This is a genomic window from Streptomyces solicavernae, assembly GCF_029968095.1.
GTDB classification, from domain to species: Bacteria; Actinomycetota; Actinomycetes; order Streptomycetales; family Streptomycetaceae; genus Streptomyces; species Streptomyces solicavernae.
On the sequence record NZ_JASCIR010000013.1, the window covers coordinates 125,476 to 143,944 of the forward strand.

Sequence of the window (18,469 nt, forward strand, 5' to 3'; positions counted from 1 at the left end):
CTCGGCTACGACCCCGACGCCGACTTGCGCGGGTCTCCGGGCCGTGGTGTCGGTTTGCCGGCCAGGGCCAGCCAGAGGTTGGGGTCGAAGTGCCCGTCGGGGAGCTGGGTGACCATGTAGCGGACGCTGCGCTCTACCTTGACGCGCCACAGGCGAGCGGCCTCGTCGCCGTCCCCTTCGCGGATCGCCTCGAAGATCACGGCGTCCTCCCGGGCGATGAGGTCAACGGCCGAGTCGGGAAAGCCCAGTTGGACGATGGAGAGAAACATCCGCAGGCGCATGGTGAGGCGCTGGAAGAACAGGCTTGACTGGGGCAGGTTCGCGGTCGCCGCGATCGCGTCCTGGAACGACAGGTCCGCGTCACCGATCCGCGCGTGGTCGCGGCCCGCACGGGCGACGGAGCGCACCTCGGACAGTGCCGCTCTTACGGGGCGTAGCTCACGCTGGTCGAGCATGGCGGCCCGATGTATGAGCACCGCTCCGAGCGCGCTCCGCGCGGCGTAGAGGTCCACGATCGTGTTGACGTCGACGTGCGGATACGCCGCCCCGCCCTGCGGCAGCCGTTCCAGCAGTCCCTCGTCGGCGAGGGCGTGCAGTGCCTTGCGGATGGCACCGCGGGACAGTCCGAGCTGAGCCGCCAGGGGAGCCTCCCTGACTCGCTCCGCGGACGGGCGGCGGACTGACAGCAGCTCTTCGCGCACTGTACGGACCACCGGGTCGGCCGCCGGCGGGTTGTCGGGCATTTCGAGTGCATCGTCGACTGCCTCTGGGTTCGCGTGCCTCCCGTGCCTCCCGTACCTCCCGTTCGAGGTCGGTGAATGCTCGGGATTCTGACTGCTTGAGTCGTAAGTTTGCTGCCACCTGAAGGGGACGGCTTCCGCGCTCCAGCCGGCACACCATGTGTGCAGGTCGTCGCGGAGTCCGGGTAGGGCGGAGCCGAGCCCTGGGGCCGTTTCGTGGCTGAGCAGCGGATTGCCGGCAAGGAGCAGTTCGACCCCGCCGAGCCATGCCGAACCGGAGGCGAAGTGCGCGAAGTGCCCCTGGAAACGCGAGTTCTCCAACGTCCAGGCTTCGATGGTCGGGCGGGACCACGGGGTCGCCTCGCCCCCGACCAGGAGGTGTACCGACAGGTTCGGGGCGGCGCTCTGGTCGAGGTCATTCAGGAAGTCCCGGAGCGAGTCGCGCCAGGAAGGTTCGCCGGTGGTGGCCCGAGCCGTGGAGCCGCCTCGGAGCGTGGTGAAGGAGTCGGCCGTGGCGAACAGGTTGCGCGCCTGCGTCGAGGGCCGATCCAGCGAGGGCCGGTCCAGCGAGGGCCGGTCCAGCGAGGGTGTGCCCGAGGCGGGGCGGCGGCGCCGGGGTGATCCGGGGTCGCGCGCGGTGAGGGCGAGGACCCGGACGGGAGGAGCGATGAACAGCCCCACCACGTCACGGACTTCGAGCGGCAGACGGCCCGGCAGAGCGTCTGCAGACGGGACCCGGCCCGCCCTGACCTGGAGCCCGTAGGCACTCCAGATACGGCTCACCGTCGTCTGGCTGAGCCCTGATTCGGCGGCCATGGCCCGGGTCGACCAGGACCGCGCACCTGCGGGCGGCGCCGTGAGCAGACGTACGAGGATCCGGGCGACGCTGTCGTCGTCGACCTTGGCCGGTCTGCCTGGGCGAGGGCGCTCGGCCAGACCGTCGAGGCCCTCGGCCAGGAACCGCGCGAGCCATGTGCCGACCATGTGCCGGGAGACGCCGAGCTCCTCGGCCACGGCCGTGTTGTCCGCGCCCGCTGCGCTCGCGAGGACGATCTGCGCACGCTGCGCCCGCGCCCGTGTGCTGCTGCGGCTGCGTGCCCAGGTCGACAGGGTGGCGCGTTCGCTGTCGGTGAGGGCGGGGAGGCGGCGGGGTTCCTTGGGCATCGCGATCCAGTGTAGGCGTACTTAAAACTCACAACGCCGTGACGCCGAGTGTTTGCACAGGACCATTGTTGTGGGCCGGGCGGGGTCGCAGACTTCCTGGCAATCCGGCGGCAACACGGCCGACGCCCACAAGGCACCCCCGCCCACAAGGCACCCCCGAGCCCTTCCCCTCCCATTCGGCGCTACCCCCTTGGCACTTGACGACGCACAGGTCGCGTCTCCCGACGCCGCGGCTCCCCGGCACCTCGGGGATCACGACGTGATCCGAGATCTGTGCGTCGGCCCAAGGGGCCGGCGGAACTGAAAGCAGGAGCACCACTCGTGGACCACACCCAATCGATCATCGACAGGCAGCCCTACGGGCGGTTTCACCGCAAACTGTTCCTCCTCTCCTCCGGAGGGCCCTTCCTCGACGGCTTCATCCTCAGCATCATCGGCGTGGCCATCGCCGGGGCCGACGAGGACCTGGGGCTCACGACCTTCCTCGAAGGCATGGTGGGCGCCGCCGCCCTGGTCGGCGTGCTGGTCGGCGGGGTCGTCTTCGGCTGGCTCACGGACCGCGTCGGCCGCCAGGCCATGTACACCATCCACCTGGTCGTCCTCGTCGTCGCGTCGGCGCTGTCGCTCGGCGTGACCGAGGCCTGGCAGCTGATCGCGCTGCGCTTCGTCGCCGGGCTCGCCGTCGGCGCGGATCATACGATCGCCACCGCGCTGCTCTCCGAGTGGCTGCCGTCGAACAGGCGGGGCCGGACGATGGGCGCCCTGGTCGCCATGTGGTTCGTCGGCGCGTCCACCGCCTACTTCGTCGGGTACGTCGTCGCCTCCTCCGGCGGGGACGGTGCGTGGCGTTGGATGCTCGCCAGCGCCACCGTGCCCGGTGTGCTCCTGCTCCTCGGCCGGCTCGGCACACCCGAGTCCCCGCGCTGGCTGCTCAGCCACAACCGTCCCGAGGACGCCCGCGAAGCCATCAACACCGCTTTCGGCCGCTATCCGACCGACGCGGAACTCACGCAGCTGTCGGAGAGCGAACCGCCGCAGAGCGCCCGCCTCAGCGAACTCTTCAAGGGCGGATACCTGGGACGCACTCTCTTCGCGGGCGGCTTCTGGATGTGCCAGGTCGCCCCGGCCTTCGCGATCTGGACCTTCTACCCGGTGATCCTCGGCGAGTACGGCTTCGAGGACGGCAACACCGCCCTGCTCTGGTCCGTGGTCGTGAGCCTCGTGACGCTGGCCGGGTGTCTGCCCGCGATCCGGTGGGTGGACACGTACGGACGGCGGCCGGTGATCATCTGGACCTTCGTGGGGGTGGCGGTCTCCCTTGCGATGCTGGGCCTCTTCCCCGGAATGGCCGCGGCGCTCGCCATCACGATGTTCGTCATCAACGCCCTGTCGCTCGGCGGCGGCAACATCCTGCAGTACATCTATCCGACCGAGCTGTTCCCCACCCACATCCGCGCCTCGGCCATGGGTGTGGCCAGCTCCATCAGCCGGATCGGCGCGGCCGCGGGCACCTATCTGCTTCCCCTCGGCCTGGACACCATCGGCCTCGGCCCGTCGATGCTCGTCGGCGCGGGCATCGCGGCCGTCGGCACCGCCATGTGCGTCGCCTGGGCTCCCGAGACCAAGGGCAAGCCGCTGCACGAATCGGCCGCCGTCGGGCCACGTCCCACGGCCCCCGAGACCGTCAAGGTCCCGTAGCAGCAAGGCAGTTCGTAGCCAGAGGCAGCAAAGGAAACGCAGCCACCATGTCTTTCAAGCGAATGATCCACGCGGTCGAGACGCACTCGGGCGAACCGATGCGCGTCATCACCGGGGGAGTCCCCAACATCCCCGGCGACACCGTCTACGAGCAGATGAAGTGGCTCAAGGAGAACGACGACCAGCTCCGCAAGCTCATGCTGCGCGAGCCGCGCGGCTACCCGCCCCTGTGCTGCAACCTCATCGTGCCGCCGAAGCACCCGGACGCGGCGGCCGGTTTCATCGTCATGGAGCAGGTCGAGTACCCCGTGATGAGCGGCGGCAACACCATCTCCGTCGCCACCGTCCTCCTTGAGACCGGGATGATCCCGATGCAGGAGCCGGTCACCGAGTTCAAAATCGAGTCCCCCGCAGGGCTCATCGGCATCCGGGCCGAGTGCAGGAACGGCAAGGTCAAGAACGTCACGTTCGAGAACGTCCCGGCCTTCGCCGCGCACCTCGACGCGAAGATCGCCGTCCCCGAGCTCGGCAAGGTGACCGTCGACGTCGGCTGGGGCGGCATGTTCTACGTCATCGCCGATGTGCGGCAGTTCGACCGGCTGGAGCTCGTCCCGGAACAGGGCGCGGAGATCGCCCGGGTCTCCTCGCTCATCCTCCGGGCCGCGCAGGACCAGCTGCCCGTGGAGCACCCCGACTACCCGGGCATCGGCATCACCATCTCCCAGCTCTCCGGGCCGACCGCCAACCCCGCCGCCGACCGCAAGAACGCCGTGACCATGGCGAGCGGCCCGGTCGACTTCGACAACCCCGCCACCTGGACCGGTTCCGTAGACCGCTGCCCCTGCGGCACCGGCACCTGCGCCCGCATGGCCACCCTGCACGCCAAGGGCGAACTCGCCCTGCACCAGCAGTTCCGCCACGAGGGCGTGCTCGGCACGGTCTACACCGGCGAGCTGGTCCGCAAGACCAAGGTCGGCCCGTACGACGCGGTCGTGCCGACCGTCGGAGGCCAGTCCTGGATCACCGGCTACAGCACCCATGTCCTCGACCCCGAGGACCCCTTCACCGAGGGCTTCACCGTGGGCGACCTCTGGGCGTGACCCCGACGCCGCCTCCCCTCTCGTAAGCGCACCGAAGCCCGTAAGCGAACCGAAGCCCGCAAGCGCACAGAAGCCCGCAAGCGCACCGAAGCAAGCACCGCAAAGGAAGCACCCATGACCACGCACGACGACGCCGCCGGCCGGGAACTCATCACCCTCGACTCCACCCCGGCGACGGCCCCCTACTCCGCAGCCGTCGCCCTGGGCCACCTGGTCTGGACGAGCGGCGCGCTGCCCACCCAGCCGGACGGCACCTGCCCGGCCGACTTCGACGACCAGGTCCGCGCCGCCCTGGCGAACCTGGAGAGCCAGCTGAACGCGGCAGGCGCCGACTGGTCGACGGTCCTCAAGATCAACGGCTATGTCTCCGACATCGAGCGGCTGCCGGAGCTCAACAAGGTCTACGAGGAAGTCGTGAACGTCCACGGCAAGCCCGCCAGGACCACCGTCGAGGTCTCCCGCTTCCGCGGCCACGTGCGCGTGGAGTTCGAAGCGGTGGCGTACCGGCGGCAGGCCTGAGGCGAGCCGTCCCTGAGGCGAGCCGTCCCTGAGTCGAGCCCTCCCGTACGAGCAGGCAGGAACAGACCAGTGAAGATCACCGTCATCGGCGCGGGCGTCATCGGACTCTCGTGCGCCTACGAACTCTCCGAACTCGGCCACCAGCTCACAGTCGTCGACGCAGGCGCCGCGGGCGCCGCGGCCTCGGCAGGCAACGCCGGGTGGATCACGCCCTTCCTCTCCGCACCCCGTGCGGCCCCCGGCGCCGTACGCGATGCGGTCCGCAGCTTCACCAGCACGGAGGGGCCCGCCCGGATGCGCCCGCACCTGGAACTCGGCTTCGCCTCCTGGGTGGCGCAGTTCCTGCGGGCCAGCAACCAGCAGCGCAGCGCCCGCGCGACGGCAGCACTCCAGAAGTTCGCCCGGCACGCCCACGACCACGTCGACTCGCTCCTCGAAAGGGGGGTGAGCTTCGAGCACCACACCGACGGCCTCGCGGTCGTGTTCAAGCAGGCGGACAACCTCGCCCACTACGAGCAACTGGCCGGGAAAATACGGTCGTTGGGGTACGAGGGCGAGATCGCCGTCCACCGCGGCTCGGACGTCGTGGCCTTCGACCCGGCGATCAGCCGCGATGTCGCCGGCGTGCTGCACCTCGTGAGCGAGCGGCACGTACGGCCCGAAACCCTCACCGCAGGTCTCGCCAAGGCCCTCGTGACGAACGGCGGAGAGGTCATCGAGGGTGACCCGGTCCGACGCATCACCCGGCTGCCCGCAGTGGGCAAGTGGGCCGTCGACACCGCCGAGGGCCGGGAGTTGGACGCCGACCACGTCGTCCTCGCCGCCGGTTTCGCCACCCGCGCGCTGCTCAAGCCCCTCGGTGTGAACGTCCCGCTTGAGGCCGCCAAGGGCACCAGCATGACGGCGTACGGCGAGGGGCTCGCGCCCGCGCACCCCCTCAAGCTGTACGAGCACATGGTCGCCTGCTCACCCTTCGGCAACTCCGTACGCCTGTCGGGCACCTTCGACGTCGGACGCCGCGACTTCGACCTCAACCGCAAGCGGCTCGACATGGTCGTCCGGCACGGCACGAGCTACCTGGACACCTGGCGTCCCACCGACATCGAGCACGAGTGGGTGGGCCACCGTTCCACCACCGTGGACGACACGCCCGTCATCGGCCCGGTCCCGGGACTGCCCGGCCTCTACGTGGCGACCGGACACGGCACCCTCGGCGTCACTCTCGGCCCCGCCACCGGAGCGCTCGCCGCCCGCGAGATCGCCCTCCAGGAGGAACAACCCCTCCTCGCGCCCTTCCGCCTCACCCGCTTCCGCGCACGCAACTCCCGTACGCAACTCCCGTACGCAGAACGCCTGATCAACGACTAGGAGCACCACCATGACCGGCGCCAACCACCCCCTCACCGGCAACTTCCACGTCCCCGCACCCGAGAACGAGCCCGTCCACGAGTACCGCCCCGGATCGGCGGAGGCCCTTTCGCTCCAGGCGGAGATCAAGCGGATCGGCGACCTGACGCAGTCGATCCCCCTCTCCATCGGCGGCAAGGTCTTCGAGACGGCCACCACCCAGCCGGTCGTCTCGCCCCACGACCACCAGCGTGTGCTCGGCCGGTTGAGCCTCGCCGACGAGTCCCACGTACGCGCCGCCATCGAAGCCTCCCTCGATGCTCGCCACGACTGGTCGCGCACCCCCTGGTACGAGCGGGTGTCGATCTTCCTGCGGGCCGCCGAGCTGATGACCGGCAAGTACCGCGACGAGGTCAACGCGGCCACCATGCTCAACCAGTCGAAGACGTACCACCAGTCGGAGATCGACGGCGTCTGCGAGCTGGCGGACCTGATCCGCTTCAACGCGCACTACGCCGAGGAGATCTACACCCGCCAGCCCAAGTCCACCCAGGGCGAGCAGAACTACCTGGACCAGCGCGGTCTTGAGGGCTTCGTCCTCGCGGTGAGCCCGTTCAACTTCACCAACATCGCCGGCAACCTGCCTGCGATGGCCGCCATGATGGGCAACACCGTCGTGTGGAAGCCGTCGGAGAAGTCGGCGGTGAGCACGGACGTCGTCCGCCGCATCTTCGAGGAGGCCGGGGTCCCGCCCGGTGTCATCAACTGCGTGCACGGCGACGGAAAAATGGTCACCGACATCGCGCTCGCCGACCCGAACCTCGCCGGTCTCAGCTTCGTCGGCTCGACCCAGGTCTTCCGGCAGCTGTGGAAGAAGGTCGCCGACCACATCGACACGTACAAGGGCTACCCGCGCGTCGTCGGGGAGACAGGCGGCAAGAACGCGATCATCGCGCACCCCTCCGCCGACATGCAGGCCCTGCTGACCGGCATGACCCGCGGCGCCTTCGAGTTCCAGGGCCAGAAGTGCTCCGCCGCCTCACGCGCCTACATTCCGCGCAGCATCTGGACCAAGCTGAAGGGCAGGCTCGCCGAACAGATCGACTCACTCGTGGTCGGTGACGTCGCCGACCACCCCACCTTCCTCGGCGCCGTGATCGACGAGGTCGCCCACGACCGTCTCGCCGCGGCGATCGAGCGCGCAAACTCCCTCGACGACCACACCCTGATCGCGGGTGGCACCACGTCGAAGGAGACCGGCTACTTCGTCCGTCCGACGGTCTTCGAGACCACCGACCCGACGTCGTTCGCCCTCAGCACCGAGTTCTTCGGCCCGCTCCTGACCGTCTACGTCTACGACGACAAGGACTGGACGCAGACGCTCAAGCTCGCCGACCGCACCAGCCAGTACGGCCTGACCGCCTCCGTCTACGCGGGCGACCGCAAGGCGGTCGCGGAGGCCCTCGACATCCTCCGCGACGCCTCCGGCTACCTCGCCATCAACGACAAGCCCGCCGGAATGTCCATCGGCAAGCAGCAGTTCGCGGGCGCCCGTGCCTCCGGCACCAACGACAAGATCGGCTCACCCCTGGCCCTGCAGCGCTGGGTGAGCGGCCGCTTCGTCAAGGAGAACCTCGCCCCCGACACCGACTACCGCTACCCGTACATGGGCGCCTGACCGCCCGCACGCCCGCTGCCCCGTCTTCGTACATCGGAGTACGTCATGCCCCTCAACGATCCGCTGCTCGACCCCTTCGACCTGGGGCGCCTGCGCCTGAAGAACCGCGTGGTCAGCACTTCGCACGAGCCGGCCTACGCGCAGGACGGCATGCCCAAGGAGCGCTACCTCCGCTACCACCTGGAGAAGGCCAAGGGCGGGCTCGCGCTGACGATGATGGGGGGCGCGGCGTGCGTGGCGCCGGAGTCTCCGGCCTTCGTGAACAACATCGCGCTGTTCCGCGACGAGGTCGTCCCGTACTTCCGGGCGATCTCGGACGCGGTGCACGAGCACGACACCCTGGTGATGTGCCAGGTGACGCATGCCGGGCGCCGGACCAGCAACTACGAGGGGGACTGGCTGCCCGTCATCTCCGCCTCGGGCGACCGCGAACCCCAGCACCGTGCGTTCCCGAAGGCCGCCGAGGACTGGGACATCGAGCGCGTCATCGCCGCGTACGCGGACGCGGCGGAGCGCTGCAAGGCCGGTGGCCTGGACGGCATCGAGCTGATGGGCAACGGGCACCTGCTCGACCAGTTCTGGTCCCCGGCGACCAACCACCGGGACGACGAGTGGGGCGGCGACTTCGAGCGCAGGCTCCGCCTCCCGCTCGCCGTGGTTCGCGCCGTACGGGAACGGGTGGGGGACGACTTCGTCGTAGGCCTGCGCATGGCCGTCGACGAGGCCCGGCCGGGCGGACTCACCGCGGCGGACGGCCTGGAGGTCGCCCGCCGCATGACCGCCGAGGGCATCGACTTCCTCAGCGTCCTGCGCGGCAGCCTCGACACCGACCGCAACCTCGCGCGGGTCATCGCCCCCATGGGCACCCCCGCGGCCCCCGACCTCGACTTCGCCGGTGAGGTCAAGCGCGAACTCGGCGTCCCGGTGATGCACGCGGGCCGCATCGCCGACCTGCCCACGGCCAGGCATGCCGTCCGCGAGGGTCTGGTCGACCTGGTCGGCATGACCCGCGCACACATCGCCGACCCGCACCTGATGCGCCGCCTCGCCGAGGGACAGGAGGACCGCATCCGGCCCTGCGTCGGGGCGGGTTACTGCATCGACCGCATCTACGAGGGCGGCGACGCGCTCTGCCTGCACAACCCGGCGACGGGCCGCGAGACGGTGCTGCCGCACGAGATCCCGGTGGCGCCCCGGCCGAAGTCGGCCGTAGTCGTCGGCGCAGGACCCGCGGGCCTGGAGGCGGCCCGGGTCCTCGCGGAACGCGGCCACCAGGTCACCGTCCTGGAAGCGGGCAGCAAGCCCGGCGGCCAGATCGCGATCGCCGCGGCGGCACCGCGCCGACGGGACCTCATCGGCATCGTCGACTGGCGCGTCGAGGAGTGCCATCGCCTCGGCGTGAAGATCCGCTGCAATACGTACGCGGAGGCCTCCGACGTCCTGGACCACCGCCCGGACATCGTCATCGTCGCCACCGGCGGCATCCCCAACACCGAGTGCGTCGACGGCCCCCCGAACCTGATCACCGACAGCTGGCAGATCCTCACCCGCGAGGTCAAGCCCGCGAAGTCCGTACTCGTCTACGACGACAACGGCGACCACGCAGGGATGAGCGCCGCCGAGATCATCGCCGAATGCGGCGCCGAGGTGGAGCTCGTCACCCCGGAGCGGGTGATCGCACCCCTGCTCGGTGGCACCAACTACCCCGCATACCTCTCGTCGTTCGCCCGCCGGAAGGTCCGCCTGACCCTCAACTCCCGTGTTACGTACGTGAGTCGGGGTGCGGACCGACGCCTGACCGTGACCCTCACCAACGCGTACGGCGAGACGACCGAGACCCGCACCGTCGACCAGCTCGTCGTCGAGCACGGCACGACCCCCGTCGACGACGTGTACTTCGAGCTGAAGAAGCACTCGATCAACCACGGCGCCGTCGACCAGGACGCGCTCCTCGGTCTCAGGCCACAGCAGATCGTCCACAACGAGGACGGCGCCTTCCGGCTCTTCCGCGTGGGCGACGCCGTCACCAGCCGCAACATCCACGCGGCGATCCTCGACGCCTACCGCCTGTGCCGGGCCATCTGACCCTCTCAACTCCTCTCAGCTCCTCTCAGCTCCCTTCAACTCCCCTTATCTCCCTTCAACTCCTTTCCCTGCAGCACCACTTGAACAATCCCTCACGATCGGAGAGAACCATGGCTGACCTCACCGGCAAGGTCGCACTCATCACCGGTGCCGCCCGCGGCCAGGGCGAGGCGGAGGCCCGCCTGTTCGTCGAACGCGGCGCGAAGGTCGTCATCGCGGACGTACTCGACGACGACGCGCAGAAGCTCGTGGCCGACCTGGGCGAGGACAAGGCGCTCGCCGTGCACCTCGACGTCAGCGACCCCGGTCAGTGGGCCGCGGCCCTCGCCGCCGCCAAGCAGACGTTCGGCCAGGTGGACATCCTGGTCAACAACGCCGGCATCTACTTCCAGGGCGCGCTCACCGAGACCCCGCTCGACCGCTACCGCAAGCTCATCGACGTGAATCAGATCGGCGTGTTCCTCGGCATGCAGACCCTCGCCCCGCACATGGCCGAGACCGGCGGCGGAGCGATCGTCAACATCGTGTCGGTCTCGTCGTTCGCCCCACTGGACCTGACCGCGGCGTACGCGTCCACCAAGTCGGCGCTCCTCGCCATGTCCAAGGCCGCGGTGGGGGAGTTGGGGCCGCTCGGCATCCGCGTCAACATGATCCACCCCGGCGGTGTGGCCACCGAGATGGGCGCCCCGAGCGGTGTGGTCCCGATCGAGTACGACAAGGCCCCGCTGGGCCGCATCGGCCAGGCGCGCGAGATCGCCACGGTCGCCGCGTTCCTCGCCTCGGAGGAGAGCTCGTACTGCAGCGGCGCCGAGATCCTCGTCGACGGCGGCTGGACCGTCGGAACCCGCAATCCCTGGACTGTCACGACTGCCACGCGGTGACCGGAACGCACGACGGAACGAACACGTCCCTCCGAACTCCACCTGACGACGGGCGGTGAGGCTTGTGCCCGTCTCCTGGCCGCTTCGTGAGCCGCTTCGTGAGCCGCTTGGTGAGCCGCCTCGTGAGCCAGGGCACCGCCCGGGACCGCGCTGCCGGACGGGGCGAGCGCGGAGCCCGGGCGGTGTGCCGGTGACGGCGAGGTCAGATCCGGTCGAGGATCTTCTCGAACTGGTCGACCTCGGCGGACTGGCCCTTGATGATGGCGTCGGCCATCTTCTTCGCGTCCGCGCTCCTGCCGTTCTTCTTCTCGTCCTCCGCCATCGTGATCGCGCCGTTGTGGTGCTCGATCATCATCTCGGCGAAGGCGCGGTCGAACTTCGCGCCCTTGGCGGCCGCAAGGTCCTTCATGTCCTGCTCGGACATCATGCCGTCCATGCCACCCATGCCACCCATGCCACCGTGCTCGGAGTGATCCATGCCGGAGTCCGCCTCGGTGGGCTTGCCCCAGGACTTCAGCCAGCCCTGAAGGGTCTTGATCTCCGGGCCCTGGGCCTTCTTGATCTGCCCGGCCAGCTTCTTGATCTCCGCGTCGGAGGCCCGGGTCTCGGCCAGCTCGGACATCTCGATGGCCTGCTGGTGGTGCGGGATCATGCCCTGGGCGAAGGCGACGTCCGCGTCGTTGAAGTCGGCGGACGCGCCCGCGTCCTTGCCCGGCTCCTCGGACGCCGCGGCGGTGGAGTCCGATCCGTGGTCCATGCCGTCCATGCCGTCGTCGTTGCCGCACGCGGCAAGCAGCAGGGATCCGGCGGCCACCACGCCGGCGAGCGCGATGCGGCGGCGGAGAGTGCGGTTGATGGAGCTCATGTCGATACACCTCTGGGTGTCGGTACTGCGGGTCTGTTCGGCGTACGTGAGCGCACGCGGGGCAGCACGAAACCGCGCCCGCGCGGACGGTTCGGCCTAGATCCGCAGGACTGACAGCTGGGTGAGATCGGGTCTCGGTGGCGGCGCGTTGGGCCGCAGCGCGACGACGGTCCGTGCCAGGAGCTCCGCCAGCCAACCGGGACGGCGGGTGAACGCCGCGTACAGCAGCGCCGCGAGCGCCCACACACCGAGCACGGCGACGCACAGCGACGTCATGTCCATGGCCGGGCCGGAGGCGGGTTCGTCCGCCGAGGAGTGCTGGGCTGTGCCGGCCTCGTACCCGGCGGCCGCGCCGTGCGAGGCGTGCGCGCCAACGCTCATCCCGGCACCGGAGGACTCGTCGGGATGTCCGACGGTGTGCATCACGAACACACCGAACGCGAGCACGACGACCAGCAGCAGGTGCGCCATGGCACCGCCCGCTCGTACGCACCTGCTCACGCTCATCGCCGAACCTCCGCTGCCGAGGCTACCGAACCGACTCCGGGTGCGCGGCACCGGACTCGTACAGGCGGGGTCGCCCCCACGCACCGGTGCCGCTGTCGCGTTCACGCTGTTGGTCGCGCCCCGGTCCGCGAGGGTAGCCGGGGTTCCCGCCTCGCCCGCGGCTGGACACGAGGAGGGTGGGGCGAGGTGCTCGGCGATTGAGGTCGGTGAGCGTGTCCACGTAGTGCGTGTCGGTGTGTGATCAGGGTCACCCCGGGTCGCGCAACCTCTCGCGTTCACCATGCGAACGGGCGCTCACTACGCTGTAGCCCTCCGCCGCACGTCGCCCCAGCCGCCGAGAGGTTTCCGATGAGCGATGACTCCAGCGCAGCCGCAGAGCTGACCAACAAGTCCGTGGTCAAGGCGGCACGACTGCTGCGGGAGCTGGCGGCCCAGCCGCGGGGTGGTGCCACCGTGACCGTGCTGGCGAAAGCCGTGGGGATGTCCCGGCCGACCGCGTTCCGGCTGCTGCTGAGCCTGGAGCACACGGGCCTTGTGGACCGGATCGACAACAACTACGTGCTCGGCTGGGAGCTGGCCCGGCTCGGCCGGTACGCGGACCCGTACTCCGGCGTCGCACAGCGGGCGCAGCCGTTGCTGCAGGAGATGGCCGACCACCTCAACGAGTCGGTCACCCTGTCCGTGGCCACGCCGGACGACGGCCTGGAGCTGATCGCCGAGGCGTACGGATCGCACGTCGTCGGCGCGACGAACCAGGGCATGCGAGGCCAGCACTACCCGCTGCACGCCAGCTCGACGGGCAAGGTGTTCCTGGCCGAGCTGGGGCGGGAGCGGGTGTCCGCGCTGCTGCCGGAGCGGCTTGAGGCGTTCACCGAGAGCACGATCACCGACCGTGCCCGGCTGCTGCGGGAGCTGGACCAGGTACGGGAGCAGGGGTACGGGATCATCGACAACGAGCTGGAGGAGGGCTTGCTTTCGCTGTCGCGGCCGGTGCGGGACCCGGCCGGTGAGCTGATCGCGATCCTGACCGTGAACGGCCCGCGCTACCGCCTTACGCGTGAACAGATCCCCGCCACCCTGGAGCTGATGCGCAGCACGGTGGAACGCCTCGCCGCTGCGCTCTGGGACGAGTCGGACTGACGGGGCCCGCCCGACGTCGAGTTGACGGTCACCCTGTCGGCGCAGTTGAGGACCGAGCGCAGCATCTGGTGAAGGAGCGAACCGGCCACGCCCACGCCTGTAGTACCGGGGTACGACGGCCCCCGCCCAGGACGGCACCCGGGTACGAAATGGGGCACGGCGCGCGCTCCTAGCGTGGGTGGCGACCGCCCGCACCGTCCGACAGCACCGGGAGACAGCCATGACCGACGAGCCCGCCCACGGCCCTGGGCACCACGCCCCCGGGCATCACGGCCCTGGCCATCGCCCCCTTCGGCCCTACGCACCCGGCCATGACGAGGCCCCACCGCCCGACCACATGCCGCGCCGGGTGAAGGTTTTCGGGATTGCCGTCATCGTCCTCATCGTGGTCGTCCTGCTCATGCACCTGGCCGGCGGCAGCATGGGCGGCATGCACTGACGGCCAAGCCGTCCCGCTGTGAAAGTCCGCGCTCATCACGCACGTGATCGCCCGGCTCAATTCACGTAGTACCGCGGTACGACGCCCCCGCTCAGGACAGCACCCGGGTACGACACGTGGCACAACACCCGCTCCTAGCGTGGACGGCGTATGCAGCCGGTACCGATCCGGCCACCGAAGACGAGGAACATTCGATGATCGAGTCGCGGCACTTGACGAAACGGTACGGGGAGAAGACGGCGGTCGACCGGCTCGACTTCACGGTCAAACCCGGTGGCGTCGCCGGGTTCCTCGGCCCCAACGGCGCGGGCAAGTCCACGACCATGCGCCTGATCCTGGGCCTGGACGCCCCCACCGGCGGCACCGCGCACATCAACGGCCGCCGCTACGCACAGTACGCCGCCCCCCTGCAGGAGGTCGGCGCACTGCTGGAGGCCAAGTCGGTCCACCCCGGCCGCTCCGCCTTCGCCCACCTGATGGGACTGGCGTACACGCACGGCATCCCTCGCCGCCGGGTGGAGGAGGTTATCGAGCTGACCGGCCTGCAAGCAGTCGCGCAGAAGCGGGCCGGTGCGTTCTCGCTCGGCATGGGCCAGCGGCTCGGCATCGCCGCCGCGCTGCTCGGCGACCCGGCCACCATCATCCTGGACGAACCCGTCAACGGCCTGGATCCCGAGGGCGTGCGCTGGATCCGCGACCTGCTCACCAGCCTCGCCGCCGAGGGCCGCACCGTTTTCGTCTCCTCCCATCTGATGAGCGAGGTCGCGCAGGTGGCCGACCACCTGATCATCATCGGCCGGGGCCGGCTGCTGGCCGACACCACCGTCCACGACCTCATCCGCCAGGCCGGCGGCGACCGGGTGAAGGTGGCCGGTGCCGACCCCGCCCGCCTGCGCGAGCTGCTGGCCGGGCCGGGCGTCGCAATCACCGACCGCACGGGTTCGGAGGAACTTGAGGTCACGGGCCTGCCCGCGCGCGAGATCGGGAGCAGGGCCGCAGCGGCCGGGATCGCGCTGTACGAGCTCACCCCCGTGCCCGTCTCGCTGGAGCAGGCGTTCATGGACCTCACCAGCGACGCCGTCGAATACCACGGCAGCACCCCCCTCGCCCGGACCGCCGCAGGTGCGGACGACCAGGCCGCGAAGAACGGGAGCACCGCATGAACACCGCCGCCCCCAGCCCTTCCTCCGCGCAGCTCTTCGCCACCGCACGGCCTCCCTACAAGGTGACGTCGCTGCGGGTGCTGCGCTCGGAGTGGGCCAAGTTCTGGTCGCTGCGCTCGACCTGGATCGCCCTCGGCCTGGCGCTGCTGTTCATGGTGGCCTTCGGCGTGATCGCCGCGATGCAGGCCAAGAATCAGCTCACGACGTACGGGCAGCTGCGGGGGCACTTCGCCGGTGACACTGGCGTGGGCCTCGCCCTGTTCGGGATCAACTTCGGCCAGCTGGTGCTGGGGGTCCTGGGCGTCCTGGTAGCCGCCGGGGAGTACTCCACCGGCCTGATCCGCTCGACGCTGGCCGCGGTGCCGCGCCGGCTGCCGGTGCTGTGGGCCAAAGCGGCGGTGGTCGGTCCGGTCGCCCTGGTCGTCGGCGCGATCGGTGCGTTCGCCGCGTTCGGGATCGGCGCGCGCATCATCTCCGGCACGCCGGTGGCGCTCTCCCTGTCCAGCGCGGGCGTGGTACGCAGCCTGCTGGGCGGCGGGCTCTACCTCGCCCTGGTCGCCGTGATCGGTCTCGCCCTGGGCGCTCTGCTGCGCTCAGCCGCCGGCGGCATCGCCGTGCTGGTCGCCACGCTGCTGCTGGTCCCCGGCCTGGTCGCGCTGCTGCCGTCCTCCTGGGAGAACGACGTCAGCCCGTACCTGCCCTCCAATGCGGGCGGGTCGATGTACGCCATCTCCCCGGCCAGTACTGATCTGTCGCCCACGGCAGGTCTCGCGGTGCTGGCCGGCTGGACGGTGCTGGTGCTGGCCGGTGGCGCCTGGCGACTCAAGCGCAGCGACGCCTGAGCAGGAGATCACGGACCACGCGTGGCACCCCCGGAAATACCCTGGGGGTGCCACCTGCGGGGACAGGTGACGATGGGCAGGTGACATTCGTGATGACCGAGGACCCGCTGTGGGCCCATCCGCAGGTCGCCTGGCTGGTGGATGCCGGACGGCGGCTGCGGCGCGCCGACCGGCAGCGGCCGTGGATGCTGGACGCCGCGCTGGTGGGAGCCGCCCTGTTGCTCTTCGGCCTGCTCGACCTGCATGCGGGCCTGGGCCATGCGCCGGTGGTCGGGACCGTGCGTCTGCCCGGGTACGGAGTGGCCGTGGTGCAGCTCGCGCTGATCCTGCCGCTACTGTGGCGGCGCCGGGCGCCCTCTGCGGTCTTCGCCCTCATGCTGGCACTCTTCCTGGTTCAGCTGCCTCTGAACATCTCGCTGCACAGCGATATCGCGCTGTTCATCGTGCTGTTCATCGCCCTCTACAGCCTGGCCCGGTACGGCAGACTGCGGCACCTGGGCTTCGCCTGCGCCGCCATGCTCGCCGCCCTGCTGCTCTCGGCGCTGCGGGTGAGTGACCCGCTGTCCCCGCTCGTCATCCTGTTCTTCCTGGGCAGCGCCACAATGGCCGCCGTCGCCTCCGGGCTGGGTGTCCGGCTCGGCTGGATCTACCTGACGGCACTCAAGGAGCGCGCGGCGCGGCTCGAAGTCGAACGCGACCAGCGCAGCAGGCTGGCCACCGCCGCCGAACGCGCCCGCATCGCCCGCGAGATGCATGACATCGTCGGCCACAACCTCGCCGTCATCATCGGCCTCGCCGACGGCGGCGCCCACGCGGCCGATGTCGCCCCCGAACGCAGCAAACAGGCCCTTGAGCTGATCTCCGGCACCAGTCGCCAGGCCCTCGGCGAGCTACGCCGCACTCTTGCCGTGCTGCACGAGCAGCACGGCGAGAAGACAGGAGACGGCCAGGACGTTGCACGGGCGGCCGTACTCAGCCCACAGCCCGGCATCGCTGACCTCGACGCCCTGTGCGAGCGGGTCCGCGCCGCCGGACCGCAGCTCATCTTCCGCACCGCCGGGCAGCCGGACACCCTCAACTCCGGCATCCAGCTGACCGCCTACCGGATCGTGCAGGAGGCGCTCACCAACACTCTCAAACACGCCGGAACCGACACCCAGGCCCAGCTCACCGTGGCCCTGGAAGAGAGCAAGCTGCACATCCGCATCGACGACACCGGACCGGCAGGTAACCACCGGCTCCCCGCGCACCGCCCGACTCAAGGAGAGGGGCACGGCATCGCAGGGATGAGGGAGCGGGCCGCCCTCTACGGCGGAACGGTCACGGCCGGACCCCGACCGGGCCGCGGCTGGCGCGTGGAGGCAGTACTCCACCTTGCCGCGCCCCCCACCTCCCCTCTGCCACGAACGGCCGACACACCATGACCACCGTCCTCATCGTCGACGACCAGCCACTGCAGCGCCTGGGGTTTCGCATGCTGCTGGAGAGCAACCCCGAGACCGAGGTCGTCGGCGAGGCCGCCCACGGCGCCGTAGCAGTCCGCCAGACCGCCGAACTGCGCCCCGACGTGGTCCTCATGGACGTCCGCATGCCCGGCATGGACGGCATCGAGGCCACCCGCCGTATCGTCGAGTCGGGCGGACGCTCCCGTGTCCTGGTCCTCACCACCTTCGACCTCGACGAGTACGCCCACGCCGCGCTGCGCGCCGGAGCCAGCGGCTTCCTCCTCAAAGACGCCCTCCCGGAGGAACTGCTGGCCGGGATCCGCGCGGTCGCCTGCGGCGACGCCGTCATTGCCCCCAGCCTCACCCGCCGCCTCCTGGACTCCTTCGCCCACCAGCTGCCGGGCCGCCCCGACGACCAGGCCGCCGCCGACCCCCGGCTGAGCTCCCTCACCGAGCGCGAACGCGAGATCCTCGTCGCCATCGGCCGCGGCTGGACCAACGGCGAGATCGCCGAACGCCTCGTGCTCTCCGAGTCCACCGTGAAGACCCACGTCGGACGCGTCTTGGCGAAGATCGGCGCCCGAGACCGGATTCAGGCCGTGATCCTCGCCTACGACCTGGGACTCGCCCGGCCGGGCAGCCCCGACTGACCGCCCCTGCCCTGCCACGCAAGAACCATCGGAAACCGGCCTGGCCCCGGCACATCTACGGTGATCACCGCGACCTGTGGTGGGCCCATCCGGCCGGCGGGGTGAGGTGTACGCATCTGCGGCAGGACTGGAACAGCCGCTCGTCTCCCCCGTCACGGCGATCGACGACCCGGTGCTGCCGGAGGTCCTGGCCGAGCCGGCGGCAG

At 70.2% G+C, this 18,469-nt stretch carries 16 protein-coding genes; 13 read left to right on the forward strand and 3 right to left on the reverse strand.

Annotated elements, in window-relative coordinates; all coding sequences use genetic code 11:
• Positions 1–5: 5 nt before the first annotated feature.
• Positions 6–1,904, reverse strand: coding sequence for a helix-turn-helix domain-containing protein (locus QIS99_RS17315; RefSeq protein ID WP_282514341.1), 1,899 nt, complete (start codon positions 1,902–1,904; stop codon positions 6–8).
• 321 nt (positions 1,905–2,225) lie between these two features.
• Here QIS99_RS17315 and QIS99_RS17320 point away from each other — a divergent pair, with 321 nt between their 5' ends.
• The 7 genes from QIS99_RS17320 (at position 2,226) to QIS99_RS17350 (ending at position 11,212) form a co-directional block, all read left to right on the forward strand.
• Positions 2,226–3,602, forward strand: a complete 1,377-nt coding sequence (locus tag QIS99_RS17320) for an MFS transporter (protein WP_282514342.1) — start codon at positions 2,226–2,228, stop codon at positions 3,600–3,602.
• A 47-nt stretch (positions 3,603–3,649) separates the two neighbouring features.
• Complete coding sequence (locus tag QIS99_RS17325) at positions 3,650–4,702, forward strand: proline racemase family protein (RefSeq protein ID WP_282514343.1); 1,053 nt, start codon at positions 3,650–3,652, stop codon at positions 4,700–4,702.
• A gap of 114 nt (positions 4,703–4,816) precedes the next feature.
• Positions 4,817–5,221 (forward strand): RidA family protein, encoded by a 405-nt coding sequence (locus tag QIS99_RS17330; RefSeq protein ID WP_282514344.1) that lies wholly within the window; start codon positions 4,817–4,819, stop codon positions 5,219–5,221.
• 69 nt (positions 5,222–5,290) lie between these two features.
• Positions 5,291–6,589 (forward strand): NAD(P)/FAD-dependent oxidoreductase, encoded by a 1,299-nt coding sequence (locus QIS99_RS17335; RefSeq protein ID WP_282514345.1) that lies wholly within the window; start codon positions 5,291–5,293, stop codon positions 6,587–6,589.
• Positions 6,590–6,599: 10 nt separating this feature from the next.
• The gene (gene pruA, locus QIS99_RS17340; RefSeq protein WP_282514346.1) at positions 6,600–8,246 is read left to right on the forward strand and encodes an L-glutamate gamma-semialdehyde dehydrogenase; all 1,647 of its coding nucleotides are present in this window, start codon (positions 6,600–6,602) and stop codon (positions 8,244–8,246) included.
• Positions 8,247–8,291: 45 nt separating this feature from the next.
• Entirely contained in the window at positions 8,292–10,331 is a 2,040-nt protein-coding gene (locus QIS99_RS17345) for an NADH:flavin oxidoreductase (RefSeq protein WP_282514347.1), read from the forward strand.
• 110 nt (positions 10,332–10,441) lie between these two features.
• Positions 10,442–11,212 carry an SDR family NAD(P)-dependent oxidoreductase gene (locus QIS99_RS17350; protein ID WP_282514348.1) on the forward strand — a complete coding sequence of 257 codons (771 nt, stop codon included), beginning with the start codon at positions 10,442–10,444 and terminating at the stop codon, positions 11,210–11,212.
• Positions 11,213–11,414: 202 nt separating this feature from the next.
• Here the strand turns inward: QIS99_RS17350 and QIS99_RS17355 are convergent, their stop codons facing one another.
• The gene (locus QIS99_RS17355) at positions 11,415–12,077 is read right to left on the reverse strand and encodes a DUF305 domain-containing protein (RefSeq protein WP_282514349.1); all 663 of its coding nucleotides are present in this window, start codon (positions 12,075–12,077) and stop codon (positions 11,415–11,417) included.
• A 96-nt stretch (positions 12,078–12,173) separates the two neighbouring features.
• Positions 12,174–12,584 carry a DUF6153 family protein gene (locus tag QIS99_RS17360; RefSeq protein ID WP_282514350.1) on the reverse strand — a complete coding sequence of 137 codons (411 nt, stop codon included), beginning with the start codon at positions 12,582–12,584 and terminating at the stop codon, positions 12,174–12,176.
• 348 nt (positions 12,585–12,932) lie between these two features.
• Between QIS99_RS17360 and QIS99_RS17365 the strand changes: the two genes are divergently transcribed.
• The 6 genes from QIS99_RS17365 (at position 12,933) to QIS99_RS17390 (ending at position 18,263) form a co-directional block, all read left to right on the forward strand.
• Positions 12,933–13,724, forward strand: a complete 792-nt coding sequence (locus QIS99_RS17365; protein ID WP_282514352.1) for an IclR family transcriptional regulator — start codon at positions 12,933–12,935, stop codon at positions 13,722–13,724.
• 220 nt (positions 13,725–13,944) lie between these two features.
• Positions 13,945–14,163 carry a hypothetical protein gene (locus tag QIS99_RS17370; protein WP_282514353.1) on the forward strand — a complete coding sequence of 73 codons (219 nt, stop codon included), beginning with the start codon at positions 13,945–13,947 and terminating at the stop codon, positions 14,161–14,163.
• A 194-nt stretch (positions 14,164–14,357) separates the two neighbouring features.
• Positions 14,358–15,326: an ABC transporter ATP-binding protein gene (locus tag QIS99_RS17375; protein ID WP_282514355.1), complete on the forward strand. Its 969-nt coding sequence runs from the start codon at positions 14,358–14,360 to the stop codon at positions 15,324–15,326.
• Positions 15,323–16,168 carry an ABC transporter permease gene (locus QIS99_RS17380; protein ID WP_282514357.1) on the forward strand — a complete coding sequence of 282 codons (846 nt, stop codon included), beginning with the start codon at positions 15,323–15,325 and terminating at the stop codon, positions 16,166–16,168. Before QIS99_RS17375 ends, QIS99_RS17380 begins: the two co-directional genes overlap by 4 nt.
• A gap of 80 nt (positions 16,169–16,248) precedes the next feature.
• Positions 16,249–17,592: a sensor histidine kinase gene (locus tag QIS99_RS17385; protein ID WP_282514359.1), complete on the forward strand. Its 1,344-nt coding sequence runs from the start codon at positions 16,249–16,251 to the stop codon at positions 17,590–17,592.
• Positions 17,589–18,263, forward strand: coding sequence for a response regulator (locus QIS99_RS17390; protein ID WP_282514361.1), 675 nt, complete (start codon positions 17,589–17,591; stop codon positions 18,261–18,263). Before QIS99_RS17385 ends, QIS99_RS17390 begins: the two co-directional genes overlap by 4 nt.
• Positions 18,264–18,469: the final 206 nt, after the last annotated feature.

What these genes read in the sequence shown, in the direction of transcription:
- QIS99_RS17315 (WP_282514341.1), bottom strand. Translation starts at nt 1,904, where the DNA reads ATGCCCAAGGAACCCCGCCGCCTCCCCGCCCTCACCGACAGCGAACGC.
- QIS99_RS17325 (WP_282514343.1), top strand. Translation starts at nt 3,650, where the DNA reads ATGTCTTTCAAGCGAATGATCCACGCGGTCGAGACGCACTCGGGCGAA.
- QIS99_RS17330 (WP_282514344.1), top strand. Translation starts at nt 4,817, where the DNA reads ATGACCACGCACGACGACGCCGCCGGCCGGGAACTCATCACCCTCGAC.
- pruA (WP_282514346.1), top strand. Translation starts at nt 6,600, where the DNA reads ATGACCGGCGCCAACCACCCCCTCACCGGCAACTTCCACGTCCCCGCA.
- QIS99_RS17345 (WP_282514347.1), top strand. Translation starts at nt 8,292, where the DNA reads ATGCCCCTCAACGATCCGCTGCTCGACCCCTTCGACCTGGGGCGCCTG.
- QIS99_RS17350 (WP_282514348.1), top strand. Translation starts at nt 10,442, where the DNA reads ATGGCTGACCTCACCGGCAAGGTCGCACTCATCACCGGTGCCGCCCGC.
- QIS99_RS17355 (WP_282514349.1), bottom strand. Translation starts at nt 12,077, where the DNA reads ATGAGCTCCATCAACCGCACTCTCCGCCGCCGCATCGCGCTCGCCGGC.
- QIS99_RS17360 (WP_282514350.1), bottom strand. Translation starts at nt 12,584, where the DNA reads ATGAGCGTGAGCAGGTGCGTACGAGCGGGCGGTGCCATGGCGCACCTG.
- QIS99_RS17365 (WP_282514352.1), top strand. Translation starts at nt 12,933, where the DNA reads ATGAGCGATGACTCCAGCGCAGCCGCAGAGCTGACCAACAAGTCCGTG.
- QIS99_RS17370 (WP_282514353.1), top strand. Translation starts at nt 13,945, where the DNA reads ATGACCGACGAGCCCGCCCACGGCCCTGGGCACCACGCCCCCGGGCAT.
- QIS99_RS17375 (WP_282514355.1), top strand. Translation starts at nt 14,358, where the DNA reads ATGATCGAGTCGCGGCACTTGACGAAACGGTACGGGGAGAAGACGGCG.
- QIS99_RS17380 (WP_282514357.1), top strand. Translation starts at nt 15,323, where the DNA reads ATGAACACCGCCGCCCCCAGCCCTTCCTCCGCGCAGCTCTTCGCCACC.
- QIS99_RS17390 (WP_282514361.1), top strand. Translation starts at nt 17,589, where the DNA reads ATGACCACCGTCCTCATCGTCGACGACCAGCCACTGCAGCGCCTGGGG.